The organism is Nonomuraea deserti (genome assembly GCF_004348685.1).
Lineage (GTDB): Bacteria > Actinomycetota > Actinomycetes > Streptosporangiales > Streptosporangiaceae > Nonomuraea > Nonomuraea deserti.
The window spans coordinates 109,364-121,569 of the sequence record NZ_SMKO01000005.1 but is presented as its reverse complement, the minus strand read 5'-3'; the positions used below and the strand labels follow the sequence as shown (position 1 = coordinate 121,569).

Genomic DNA, 12,206 nt, shown 5'->3' with positions numbered 1-12,206 from the left:
TCCGTCACGCACGGGCCGGCGCGCCGGCGCGCAGTGCCTTCAGCGCGCCGCCCCAGGCGACGACCTCGTCCAGCATGGCGGTGGCGGCGCGCATCTGGTGAGCCGCCGGCCTGAACGTGCTGAAGTCCTCGAAGTCGCTGCCCAGGAACAGGGCGACCTGAGAACCGACGCCGGCCACCTTCAACTCGCCCATGATCAGGCGCAGGTGCTCCACCGCCCGCGCTCCGCCCAGGCTCCCGTAGCCGACGAATCCGGCCGCCTTGTTGTGCCACTCGCCATAGAGGAAGTCGATGGCGTCCTTCAACGCGCCGGAGATGGAGTGGTTGTACTCGGGCGTGACGAACACGTACGCATCGAAGGAGGCGATCTTGTCGGCCCATTTCCTGGTGTGGGGAAGGTCGTAGCGGCCCATCGCGGGCGGCATCGCCTCGTCCAGGTGCGGCAGGCCGAAGTCCTTGAGGTCCACGAGTTCGAAGCGGGCGTCGTCGCGTTCCGCGGCGAGATCGTGGAGCCAGCGGGCCACCGCCTCCCCATTACGCCCGGGGCGCGTGCTCCCGATGATGATCGCGACATTGATCATGAGTCGTCATTCCCTTCGGTCCTGACTCGCCATTTATCGGAGCGACTCGCTCCGATTACGCGCCACACTAGTGCGGAGCGATATGCTCCGCAATTCCTCGCCCGTACGGTCCCGGCGGGAACGCGATGGCCGCGAGATCGCGATGTCGCGCCGCACCACGCCGTCCCGCAGCCGGCCGGCGGCACTCCGGCGGGTCGTACCCCAGCCATGACCGGAGCGACCCGGCCGTCGCGGGCGTTGTCGGGCTCGCTCACGGACACGCACGAAGATCCGAAGTCCGCCTAGACTGGGCACCGGCATTATCTGGCCCGTAAAAGGATTGATCATGGCTGACGAGAGCCTGAGTGAACACAAACTCCAGCCGCACGTGCCCCACACGGCACGGATCTGGAACTACTGGTTGGGCGGCAAGGATCATTTCCCCGTGGATCGGGAGGTCGGTGACCGGGTCAAGAAGATCTTCCCGGTGGTGGTCGAGCTCGCCCGGGCCGACCGGCTGTTCCTGGGCCGGGCCGTCCGCTTTCTGGCCGCCGAAGCGGGCATCCGGCAGTTCCTCGACATCGGCACCGGGCTGCCCACCCAGGACAACACGCACGAGGTCGCGCAGCAGATCGCTCCAGAATCGCGGGTCGTGTACGTCGACAACGATCCGCTGGTGCTGGTGCACGCGCGAGCCCTGTTGACCAGTTCGGAGGAGGGCGCCACCGCCTACATCGACGCCGACGCGCGCGACCCGTCCTTCATCCTGCGCGAAGCGGCCAAGACGCTGGACTTCTCCCAGCCGGTGGCGATCATGCTGCTCGGCATCATGCACTTCATCAGCGACGACGACGAGCTGCAGCGGATCATCGACGAGCTGATGGCCGCGGTGCCGTCCGGGAGCTACGTGGCGGTGGCCAACACCACCACCGCGGTCAACGGCGAGACCACGGCCGAGGCGGTGCGGGTGTGGAACATCGACGCCCAGCCGAAGCTGAAGCTGCGCACCCCCGAGCGGATCGCCGAGTTCTTCGCGGGCTACGACGTGGTGGAGCCGGGCTGGGTCTCCTGCTCGCGGTGGCGTCCCGAGCCGGAGTGGGACGGCAGCCTGCCGGCCGAGGTCGACCAGTGGTGCGGGGTCGTCCACAAGGCGTAGGCACCACCATCCGGCATCGGGCGACGAGGGAAAGGGACCAAGCTCAGATCACCGACATACCCGCGCTATACCGGGTGCTCCTACTCTGGCGAGCGTGTCTCTCCACAGGTCCTGGACCAGGACGTTCGCCGCGTTGACGCTGGCCGCTCCGCTGCTCGTGCTGGGTCCGCAGGCCGCCGCGGACTCCCTGTCGGATGTGGAGTTCTTCGGCAGGTGGAGCGACGGCGCCTGGGAAGTGGGGCCGCGGTTCTCCTACGACCACGCGGGCCTCGACAGCGTGCGGAGCGCCGTCGAGAACGGCGACTACGGCCTGGCCGAGCGGAGGCTGCTCGACTACTACCGCGCGCGCCCGGCCGCGTCGGCTGGCCGCTTCTCGCACACCGCCTGGCCGGGAGTCCTGGAGCTGACACCCGACCACATCTGGACGCTGGACAGCGGCGAGGTCTACGTCACGACGCTGACGGTCGGCCCGGGAGAGACGACGGTCACGGCCGACGTGACGAGCAGCGTCACCGGTGGCCGGACCGGTTTCTTCCTGCGAGATCCTGCGCGGCAGCCCGTCGCTGACGCCCGAGGCCAACACCGAGATCCTCAAGGCGCTGAACAGATCCGGTGTGCACCTCGAGGAGAGCGTGCAGGGCGCCCCCAACTGGAAGCAGACCCAGAAGGTCGCGCTGCTGCACACCGCCGTGTACTTCCCGGAGTTCGTCAGGGCGCCGAAGTGGCGCGCCAACGCGGTCGCCTTTCTGGAGGGACAGCTCCACGACTCCACGTATCCCGACGGGGGCTACTGGGAGGCGACGGACGGGTACGCCCGCGCCTACGCCTCCCGGTACGTGGGCATCGCGCTGTTCATGGGGGAGCACGGGATCGAGTTCAGCGCCACGACCAAGGCCAAGCTCCGCGAGCTGGCCCGTTTCCTCATGGACCAGACCTTCCCGAACGGCCAGGGCCCCGTGTACGGCGACAGCGAGCCCCAGGACCTGCGCTCGACCCTCAGGAGGCTGGGAGAGCTGCTCGGCGACGAGGAGCTGATCCATGTCGGCACCTCCGGCGCCTCGGGGCAGGAGCCAGGGCACACCTCGTCGCTGTATCCCGACACCCGGGTGGCGGTGTCCAGGTCCGGCTGGACGGCCGAGGATTCCTACCTGCGGCTCAACGCGGATCGCGGCAACCACAGCCATGCGGATGAGCTGGGGATCACCGCCTACGCGTTCGGCAGGCCGCTGCTGCCCGACATGGGGACGTTCAACTACAGCTCGGACCCGCGCGCGCAGTGGCTGCGGAAGAGCACGGAGGCGCACAACACCATAGAGATCGACAACCGGGCGCAGGACTCGACGGCCGCCGGGGCGATCACCCACATGGTCACCAACCCGGTTTTCGACCTGATCGGCGCGCGCACCGAAGCCTCCCAGGGGGCGCTGCACGAAAGGTCCGTCCTGTCGCTGTCCTCGGGCCTTTGGGTGGTCTCCGACCGGTTGAAGCCGGCGGACGGCGCGGCGCACCGCTACGAGCAGAACTGGCACTTCGCCTCGGCGGCGAGCCCCTCCCTCGGGTCGGGGCGGAAGGCGGCGACCACGGCCTTCGGCGACGGCGCGAACATCAGCGTCGTGCCCGCCGACCCGGGCAAGGTCTCCGCCTCGTTGAGGGACGGCCATTACGCGCCGGCGATGTACCGGGTGGAGAGCGCCGAGTACGCGTCCTACGTCAAGACTGCCGCGGGCAGGACGACCTTCGACACCCTCCTGCTGCCGTCAAGTGGAGCGGCGGGCCCTTCCGTGACGGTGGAGCGCATCCCGGTCGGCTCCACCCCGACGCACCAGGCGACCGCGCTGGGCCTGGGGCTCGGCGAGCGGGGCGACGCGGTGTACTACAAATCATGGACGACGCGGGCACCGCGCTCGTTCGGGTCGTACACCTTCGACGGGAAGCTGCTCTACGCCCGGACCGGCGCCGCGGGCCAGTCGATCGTGATGGTCGACGGCACGTCGATCGAGCGTGACGGCGCGATCCTGGTCATGTCGCCGGAGCCGGTGAAGGACCTGGCCGTGCGGATCGGCGCGGACGGCACCGTACACATCGACGGCAGCGGGTTGACGGCGAGCGTCGATCCGGCACGGGCCATCGCGATCGCCGCACCGGCCGCAGCCGAGGTCGTGCTCAACGGCACGCCGGTGCCCTTCCACCGGGACGGCCGGCTGATCTACGCGGCGGCAGCACGCTGATCAGCCACCCCGCGTACTCCGCGCGGGTGTCCGGTGTGGACGCCTTCGTGCCGGCCGCCGTCCGCTCTCTCGGTCCCCGGGCCTTCGCGGAGTGTCTCGCGTGGACGCGCTGCGGCATGCGCGGCCCGACCGGCCGCGGATGCTGGAGCGGCCGGTCGGCGCGGTGGCGCGGCCGGTGGTGGACGTCCTGTACATCGCCTGGGCCGTCATGGTGGCCAGGTCCTCGGCCTGACGCCGGCGGCGCGCGGGATCAGGCGCCGCCGGCCGAGGTGAGCGCCGTCTCCGAGCTCCCCGGCCTGCCCGTACTCCGGCTCCGCGACGCCCCTGCCCGTATGGAGCACCTCGTCTGGAGTCGTTTCGCGCCGTCCCCTGCCGCCGCGGCGTTCCCGGCCACCCTGGGCATCTCGGCGGCCGAGCTGTCAGGGTCGCCGGACGCGTGACGTCACGTCGATTGCCGGCGAGCCTGCTTCTGTTCGCGGACGATCGCGCCGGCGTCCGCGACGGGGCCCAGGTGCCCGAGCTTGTCCGGGTTGACCAACGAGCGGATGGTCTGGATGCGTTCGTCGAGGATGTCGAGAGTCCAGGCGGTGATGATCTTGCCGTCGCGGTCGCGGACGATCGCGCCCGGCTGACCGTTGACCTCGCACGACTCCACCACGGCGCCGACCTGGGTCATGAACGACGGCACGGCGGCGGCCAGCACCCTGATGACCTTCTCCATGCCGGCGACGCGGCGCGGGCCCCCGATCTTGCCACCGCCGTCGTTGACGAGCTGAACGTCGGCGGCGAGCAGCTCGCGCAGCCTGCCGACGTCCCCTTCCTTGAGCGCGTCGAAGAAGCGTCCGGCGAGCTCCTCGCGCTTTCTCCGGTCGGTCTCGAACCGGGGCTGGCCCTCCTGCATGTGACGGCGTGCCCGCGACACGAGTTGCCGGCAGGCCGCCTCCGAACGGCCCACTGCCGTGGCGACCTCCGCGAACTCGAACCTGAACACGTCCCTGAGCACGAAGACGGCGCGTTCGAGCGGGCTGAGCCGCTCCAGCAGGAGCAGCGCCGCCATCGACACCGAGTCGGCCAGCTCCGCGGAGCGTTCCGGGTCGTCGTAGGGGTCAGCGAGCAGCGGTTCGGGGATCCACGGCCCGACGTACTCCTCCCGGCGGACCCGGGCGGAACGCAGCACGTCGATCGAGATCCTGGTGACCGTCGCAGAGAGGAAGGCCTTGATGGAGCGCGGCTGCGACGAGGCGGTCGCGTAGCGCAGCCAGGTCTCCTGTACGGCATCCTCCGCCTCGGTCACGCTGCCCAGGATCCGGTAAGAGATCGAGAACAGCAGCGGTCGCAGCTCTTCGAATTCCTGTTCTCGCGTCATTCCAGTCCACTTCGTGTTCGGCTTCGGCATGGGGCCTCGTACATGAGACGAGAGAGCCAGCCGAGCTGTGACATCGCAGCTTGAGGCCACTCACCCATGTCACAGCCGCGCGGGCCATATCGTCTCAGAGGGCATGACGAACACGGAACAGACCTCGGTGTTGATCACCGGAGGCAACAAGGGACTCGGTCTCGAAGCGGCCCGGCGGCTCGGGGAGCAGGGGTGGACGGTCTTCCTCGGCTCGCGCGACGAAGGGCGAGGGCGGGAGGCCGCCGCCAAGCTGATCGCCGGCGGCGCCAACGTGGTCATGGTCCCGCTGGACGTGACCTCGGACACGTCGGTGGCCGACGCCGTACGGCTCGTCCAGAAGCACACCGACCGGCTGGACGTGCTGATCAACAACGCCGGCGCGCCGGGAAGGATCGTCGCGCCGGCGGACGCGACAGCCGAGGAGATTCATTCCGTCTACGACACCAACGTGTACGGCCCGATCAGGGTCACGCACGCGTTCCTCCCCCTGCTGAGGGCGGCGGACCATCCGCGGGTGGTGATGGTGTCCAGCGGCGGCGGCTCGTTCGCGGTCGTGACCGACCCGGAGCAGCCCGTCTCGAAGATGCACGAGCTCGCCTACAGCTCGTCGAAGGCGGCACTGAACATGATCACCGTCCGGTACGCCCAGGCGCTCCCGGAGATCAAGTTCAACGTCGCCACGCCCGGAGAGGTCGCCAACCACAAGTTCGCCGCCACCGACATGAACCGTCACACCGGCGAACTGACGGTTACCGAGGGCACCGACTCGATCGTCAGGCTCGCGACGATCGGGCCCGACGGACCGACCGGGATCTTCGTCGATCGCCTCGGCCCCGTGGCCTGGTGACGGCGGCGCGCTCGCCCGGGCGCCAGTGAGGTGCCGCGTCGGTGGTCATGGAGCGTTCCGGTCAGCGGCCGAGCGTTCACCGGACCGCTCTTCATCTCGATTGATACCGTTTCTGTTGAGACGGTAGTCGGTACCATGGTGCCATGACCGCCGACATTCCTCACAGTGCCTCCACCCCGCGCGCGACCGACCGCCCCGGGGACGCCTCACCTTTCGCTCTCGGCTTGCTCCTGCGCCAGGCGCACTGGCGTGCGGGCACGGTGATGTCGGAGGCGCTCCGACCGCTCGGCATCGAGTTGCGGCATTTCGCCGTGCTGATCGTGCTGATGAACCGCGGGCCCACGGTGCAGCGCGACCTGGCGGCGGCGACCGGGTCGGACAAGGCCGGGATCATGCGGGTCGTGGACGACCTGGAGCGCAAGGGGCTGGCCGTACGCAAGGCGGTCCCGGGCGACCGTCGGGTGCGGGCGGTGGAGATCACGCCGCAGGGCGTCGAGCTTTTCGACGCCGCCCATGTGGCTGCGGAGCCGTCGGCCGAGCGCCTGGTCGCCGATCTGGAGCCCGGCGAGGCCGAGCAGTTGAAGGAGCTGCTGACCCGGATCGCCTATCCGCAGGACGGAAAGGCGTAAGCAAGCTCGCGCGCCACCGCGCCACGAGTGGGCCACGTCACCCTCACGATCGTATTGAATGAGACTATATCATTTGATACCATCGTAGATGTAACCCACAAGGGCGAGGGAGTGACGATCATGGATGTCTATGAGACGGTCACGAGCCGGCGGGCAGTGCGCGGATTCACCGACCAGCCCGTCCCGCTGGAGGCGCTGAAGCGCGTGCTGTCAGCAGCCGCCTGGGCGCCGTCCGGGTCCAACCTCCAGCCGTGGCACGTCTACGTGGTGACCGGTGAGCCGCTCGCCGAGATCAAGAAGCGCGCCGGCGAGCGCGTGGCCACCGGCGACCCGTGGGACGAGCGGGAGTACGAGATGTACCCTCCCGCGCTGAAGTCCCCCTACCGCGAGCGCCGCTCCGCCTTCGGGCGGGAACGCTACGGCGCGCTCGGGATCGAACGCGACGACTGGGAGGCGCGGCAGAGGGCCGCGGCCGAGAACTGGGACTGCTTCGGCGCGCCCGCCGCCCTGTTCTGCTACATCGACCGCGACATGGGGCTGCCCCAATGGGCCGACCTCGGCATGTATCTGCAGACCGTCATGTTGCTGCTCCGAGCCGAGGGGCTGCACAGTTGCCCGCAGATGGCGTGGTCGGTGTATCGCAAGACCGTCGCGGAGGTCCTGCACCCTCCGGAGGAGCTCATCCTCTTCTGCGGCATCTCCGTCGGCTTCGAGGACGTCACGGTGGACCACGTCCGCACGGGCCGCGCGCCGCTCGAGGAGACGGTCACGTTCGTCGACGGTTCCGGCCCGGCGATCGCCTGCGGCAGGCTCCAGGGGATCCCCTGGAGCGGTCGTCGCCGGCCGGTGCCCGCCACGGTCTCGACCCGCCGAGCGCGGACGCCGCTCCAGCACGCCACCGCGGTCGATCCACGCGTACGAGCAGACCAGGACAGCGCACCGCCGCTCCAGCGGGCCGCGCCGGGCCCCGCCAGAGGGAGGCCGGCTCGGCCTCCCCAGAGAACCCACATCACAGCACATGGAGAGACATGACCAGCGAGTTCCCCCTCGGCGGCGACCTGACGACCGACCGGCTCGGCTTCGGCGCCATGCGCCTGCCGCAATCCCGTCCGGGCGAGCCCGCCCGCGATCCCGAGGCCGGCCGTGCCGTCCTGCGCCGCGCCGTAGAACTCGGCGTCAACCACATCGACACCGCCGACTTCTACCGCAGCCAGGACGGCTCCGTACGCGCCAACACCCTGATCCGGGAAGCCCTCGCCCCCTACCCTGACAACCTCGTCATCGCCACCAAAGTCGGCCCCGTCCCCACCCCCGGCGGTCTCGGCCAAGGCACCTCCGCCGACCTCCGGCCCCAGGTGGAAGCCAACCTCCAGAGTCTCGGCCTCGACCGCCTCGACCTGGTCTACCTCCGCATCGGCACCACGACACCGCCCCACGGCGAATCACTCGCCGAACGCTTCGAGACACTCGCCGCCCTGCGCGAAGAAGGCCTGATCCGCCACCTGGGCGTCAGCAACGTCGACGCCCACCACCTCGCCGAGGCCCGCACGATCGCTCCCGTCGCAGCCGTCCAGAACCACTTCCACATCGCCGGCCGGGACGAGGCAGCCATCCTGGACACCTGCACCCGAGCCGGCATCGCCTTCGTCCCCTTCTTCCCACTCGGCGGCGGGAGGACCGACATCAACCACCCCGCCGTGGCCAAGGTCGCCGGACGCCACAACGCCACCGTCCACCAGATCGCCCTGGCATGGCTCCTGGCCATGTCCCCCGTCACCCTGGCCATCCCCGGCACCAGCTCTGTGGCCCATCTGGAAGCCAACCTGGCCGCCCGAGCCATCACCCTCACCGAGGAAGACCTCGCCGACCTAGCCTGAACAGCGAGGACGTCGGGCGCTCCGCCCACTCAGCGTCGTCCTCGCGCGTGCGGCTGCGCCGATCGGGCGCCCCCGAGGACGTCGTGCGAGCGCCGAACTCCGTGCCACCCGCCGCGGAGAGCCGGCCGCCGCGGCCTGCTCCACGACCGTCCACCGCCCTGACGCGGAGGATCCGACGGGCCCCTTGCCTGGTCATGTTCTGGGCGCGATCAGCCGTTAAGCCGTTCGCAAGTCGTCACCGGGATGATCGACCCGTGTCGGAACATCGAGTGGGGAGGGATCGTGGGCACGCCATCTGAGGAGCAGATCGGCGGCAACACGCTCATCGCGGAGCTCGGGCGGGACGGCGACGCGGTCATCCATCTGGCGCGCACGCCGGCCGGGCGGCAGGTCGTCGTCAGGACCCTCGCCGCGGACGCATCCGCCGAGGCGGCCTTCGACGCCGCCGCGCTGCCCGGCCTGGAGCGGGACCTCGCCGCGTCCCGCAGGGTCGGCTCGCCGTTCGTCGCCGGCGTCCTGGGCGGGGACGTCCGCGCGGCGCGGCCGTACGTGGTGCGGGCGCACGTCGAGGGCGAGACGCTGGGCCAGGCGCTGGAGCGCGGCCCCTTCGCCGGACCCGGGCTGTGGCGCATGGCGGGCGAGATCGCGGCCGGGCTGCACGCGATCTACCAGGCGGGGGTACGCCGTAGCGGCCTCACCCCCGACGGCGTGACCCTCGGGCCCGAAGGGCTGCGGATCACCGACTTCGGCCCGGCGGCCACCGCTCCCCTCGCCGCCCCCCGACCCGAGTACGTCGCGCCTGAGCAGGAGCCCTCCCAGGCCGCCGAGGTCTTCACGTGGGGCCGGATCGTGGCGTGCGCCGCGAGCGGCAACCCGTCGCCGGCCGCCGAGGATTTCGACGCGCTGGACGGACCGCTGCGCGAGCTCGTGTCCGCCGCCGTGGACGCCAACCCGGCGGCCCGTCCCGGACTGGACGAGGTCGTCGCGGTCCTGCGCGGCGCCCCCATGGCACCCCCACACGCCCCGCCGTCGGCCCTGCCGTCCCCGCCTCCGGGGATGCCCGCAACACCGGCCATGCCGCCGCCCGGAGCGCATCTGACCGGCCCGCCCACGGGCGGAGCACCGCCGCACATGGGACCCCCGCCGCCGCACGGAGCGCCGCCTCCCTACATGGGGCCGCCGCACGGAGCGCCCGGCCCTTCCCCCATGGCCGGCCCGCCGCCGCACGGAGCGCCTCCGCCCGGGGGCGTGGCGGGTCCGGGGGCGGGCGTGGCGTCCTCGCCCGCGCGGCGGCGCGCCTGGATGTGGGGAGCCGTGGCGGCCGGTGTCGTCCTCGTCCTCGGCGCGACCGCCGCCTTCGTGGCGCTCCGGCCGGACGGCCAGGTCGCCCAGAAGGAGGTGACGGCGCCCCAGACCGGCCAGGTGAACAGGGCCGACCGGCTCTTCCCGCCGCCGTCCAAGCCGGCATCCGACGGCGGGCTCAACCAGCACGTCAGCGCCGCGGCCACCCACGGCGACACCGTGGTCGTGGTGGGCGGTGAAACCGTGGGTTCGTCTTACGCGGCACGTCCGATCTTCCTGGTCTCCGACGACAGCGGTACGACCTGGAAGTCGGTGCCGCCGCCCGGGGCCATGTCGGTGACCGCGGATCTGGTGGCGGGCGGCGACAAGGGCTGGGTGGCCTTCCCCAGCAGGCTGACCTCGTACACCCCCATGGCCTGGACCAGCGCCGACGGTCACGCCTGGCAGCCCGTCGAAGGCGACGCGCTCGGCGACATGATCGGCTACAACCTGTCCGGCCTGGCGGCGACCGACAGCGGATTCGTGATCAAGGGCGCGCAGGACGCCTCGGTGCAGAAGGAGAGCCCGACGGTCGTCTGGACCTCGGCGGACGGCCGGCGGTGGCAGCGGGTCACGACCACGACCGCGCTGCCGGCGGGTCGCACCAGCCTGGTCGCCCACGGCGACAACGTCCTCATCGACGGCGGCACCGCCGACCAGACGAGTGGCCGCCTGACCGTGAGGTCGGCGGACGGCGGCCGCACGTGGCAGACCACCACGCTCGACACCGGTCCGGGCACGCCCGTCCTCGCCACGGACGGCAAGTCCTTCTACGCCGCCTTCAGCAAGGAGTTCACGTCCACCACCATCGTCGGTTCGACCGACGGCGCGTCCTGGAAGGAGGTGGGCTCCAGCGAGGGCTACTCGCCCAACGGGTTCGCCGTGGGCGCGACCGGGTTCTACCTGCTCATGGACGCCGTACCGCTCGGGAAGCCCGGGCATGGCGAAGAGGCAAAGCTCCTCCACAGCGAGGACGGCTCCGACTGGGACTCGCTGGGGACCTCCCGTGAGCTGAAGTCCTACCAGCCGGTGCTGACGACGACCAGGACCGGTGCTCTCCTCAGCGGCGACACGTCGGGCGTCTTCTCCACCGACCGGCCGGAGCGTCTCGACCTGCGGATGTTCTCCGCGAGCCCGGACAGCGACGTCGCCCCCATCGACTTCGGTGGCGTCGCGGGCCTGCGCTACCCCGTCACCCGGGTCAACGACCTGCGCCACGCGGGAGACGTCACCGTGGCCGTCGGCCACTCCCAGGGCATGGCCAGCGCCTGGTGGAGCACCGACAGCGGCGCGACCTGGCAACGTTCGGACCCGGAGACGCCCGGCGAGTTCACCGCCGTGGTGCACGGACCGAGCGGCTGGCTCGCGGCCGGCCCAGGGGTCTACACCTCGCGCGACGGCCGCACCTGGCAGCGTTCCGGGCACGACTTCGGCACGATCAAGGAGGCCGCCGCAGCCAAGGACAGCTACCTGGTGACGTCCACGAAGGCCGCGAAGACCACCTTCTGGCGCTCCACCGACCTGGTCAGCTGGCAGCAGGTCGCCTCCCCGTTCGAGTTCCCCAGCGGCCTGGCGGGCGGAGAGTACGGCTACGTCGTCCCGGGCATGTGCCCGGGCGCCGACACCACGGCGAACTGCCTGATGTATTCGGCCGACGGCCGATCATGGCGGCCCATGCCGGCGATCGAGCTCCCGGACGGACAGGGCGCGTGGACCACCACGGCCGTCGTCGGACGGGACACGGTGATCGTCAGCGGGCTGGTGCACCAGGGCAAGACGTCCGCGGGCTCCATCACCAAGACGTTCCTCGTCCGGCTCTCCCCGTCGGGCCAGTGGGAGGAACCCCAGGTCGCCGAGCTCGGCGGCCAGGGACTGTCGCAGCTCGGCCGGCACGGGAACGCGTGGATCGGCCTGCGGACGAAGAAGGGCGAGGTGGTCCTCGTAAGGTCGCAGGACGGGCGCACCTGGGAACCGCGGACCCGCGTCAGCTGGCCTGAGGGCATGCAGTCCCAGGCCATCGGGGCCACCCCTGACACGATCCTGCTCGTCGGCCAGGTACGAACGGCCACCGAGGACTACCCGCTCCTGGGCCGCCTCGCGCCCTAGTGCGGTCCACGAACCGTCCGGCGCTGCGATGAGTTCGGGCACGGTCGGGAGTCAGTACAGGCGACCA

General features: G+C 70.8%; 11 protein-coding genes. 9 read left to right on the top strand and 2 right to left on the bottom strand.

Annotated features, from left to right (window positions below; all coding sequences use genetic code 11):
- Positions 1-4: 4 nt before the first annotated feature.
- Complete coding sequence (locus E1292_RS03800) at positions 5-580, bottom strand: NADPH-dependent FMN reductase (RefSeq protein ID WP_132591994.1); 576 nt, start codon at positions 578-580, stop codon at positions 5-7.
- 325 nt (positions 581-905) lie between these two features.
- Between E1292_RS03800 and E1292_RS03795 the strand changes: the two genes are divergently transcribed.
- From E1292_RS03795 to E1292_RS50860, 4 genes are all read left to right on the top strand, one after another.
- A complete protein-coding gene (locus E1292_RS03795; protein WP_132591992.1) occupies positions 906-1,715 on the top strand; it encodes an SAM-dependent methyltransferase in 810 nt (269 codons plus the stop codon).
- A 515-nt stretch (positions 1,716-2,230) separates the two neighbouring features.
- Complete coding sequence (locus E1292_RS03790) at positions 2,231-3,943, top strand: alginate lyase family protein (protein ID WP_132591990.1); 1,713 nt, start codon at positions 2,231-2,233, stop codon at positions 3,941-3,943.
- A gap of 100 nt (positions 3,944-4,043) precedes the next feature.
- On the top strand, positions 4,044-4,175 hold the full coding sequence (locus tag E1292_RS54780) for a hypothetical protein (protein WP_281284001.1): 132 nt from the start codon (positions 4,044-4,046) through the stop codon (positions 4,173-4,175).
- 37 nt (positions 4,176-4,212) lie between these two features.
- Positions 4,213-4,383, top strand: coding sequence for a hypothetical protein (locus E1292_RS50860; protein WP_165974359.1), 171 nt, complete (start codon positions 4,213-4,215; stop codon positions 4,381-4,383).
- A 2-nt stretch (positions 4,384-4,385) separates the two neighbouring features.
- On the opposite strand, the gene E1292_RS03785 is transcribed toward E1292_RS50860, so the two are convergent.
- Complete coding sequence (locus E1292_RS03785; RefSeq protein ID WP_132591988.1) at positions 4,386-5,309, bottom strand: RNA polymerase sigma-70 factor; 924 nt, start codon at positions 5,307-5,309, stop codon at positions 4,386-4,388.
- A 133-nt stretch (positions 5,310-5,442) separates the two neighbouring features.
- On the opposite strand from E1292_RS03785, the gene E1292_RS03780 reads away from it, so the two are divergent.
- The 5 genes from E1292_RS03780 (at position 5,443) to E1292_RS03760 (ending at position 12,139) form a co-directional block, all read left to right on the top strand.
- Positions 5,443-6,186, top strand: coding sequence for an SDR family oxidoreductase (locus E1292_RS03780; RefSeq protein WP_132591986.1), 744 nt, complete (start codon positions 5,443-5,445; stop codon positions 6,184-6,186).
- Positions 6,187-6,329: 143 nt separating this feature from the next.
- A complete protein-coding gene (locus tag E1292_RS03775) occupies positions 6,330-6,815 on the top strand; it encodes a MarR family winged helix-turn-helix transcriptional regulator (RefSeq protein ID WP_132591984.1) in 486 nt (161 codons plus the stop codon).
- A gap of 120 nt (positions 6,816-6,935) precedes the next feature.
- Positions 6,936-7,847, top strand: coding sequence for a nitroreductase (locus E1292_RS03770; protein ID WP_220446652.1), 912 nt, complete (start codon positions 6,936-6,938; stop codon positions 7,845-7,847).
- Positions 7,844-8,692 (top strand): aldo/keto reductase, encoded by an 849-nt coding sequence (locus tag E1292_RS03765; RefSeq protein WP_132591982.1) that lies wholly within the window; start codon positions 7,844-7,846, stop codon positions 8,690-8,692. Before E1292_RS03770 ends, E1292_RS03765 begins: the two co-directional genes overlap by 4 nt.
- A 282-nt stretch (positions 8,693-8,974) precedes the next feature.
- Complete coding sequence (locus E1292_RS03760; protein ID WP_132591980.1) at positions 8,975-12,139, top strand: hypothetical protein; 3,165 nt, start codon at positions 8,975-8,977, stop codon at positions 12,137-12,139.
- The last annotated feature ends 67 nt before the right edge of the window (positions 12,140-12,206 follow it).

Bases quoted from the DNA above. Each gene is read 5' to 3' on its own strand.
- E1292_RS03765 (WP_132591982.1), top strand. From the start codon at position 7,844: ATGACCAGCGAGTTCCCCCTCGGCGGCGACCTGACGACCGACCGGCTC.
- E1292_RS03800 (WP_132591994.1), bottom strand. From the start codon at position 580: ATGATCAATGTCGCGATCATCATCGGGAGCACGCGCCCCGGGCGTAAT.
- E1292_RS03780 (WP_132591986.1), top strand. From the start codon at position 5,443: ATGACGAACACGGAACAGACCTCGGTGTTGATCACCGGAGGCAACAAG.
- E1292_RS03785 (WP_132591988.1), bottom strand. From the start codon at position 5,309: ATGACGCGAGAACAGGAATTCGAAGAGCTGCGACCGCTGCTGTTCTCG.
- E1292_RS03795 (WP_132591992.1), top strand. From the start codon at position 906: ATGGCTGACGAGAGCCTGAGTGAACACAAACTCCAGCCGCACGTGCCC.
- E1292_RS03775 (WP_132591984.1), top strand. From the start codon at position 6,330: ATGACCGCCGACATTCCTCACAGTGCCTCCACCCCGCGCGCGACCGAC.
- E1292_RS03770 (WP_220446652.1), top strand. From the start codon at position 6,936: ATGGATGTCTATGAGACGGTCACGAGCCGGCGGGCAGTGCGCGGATTC.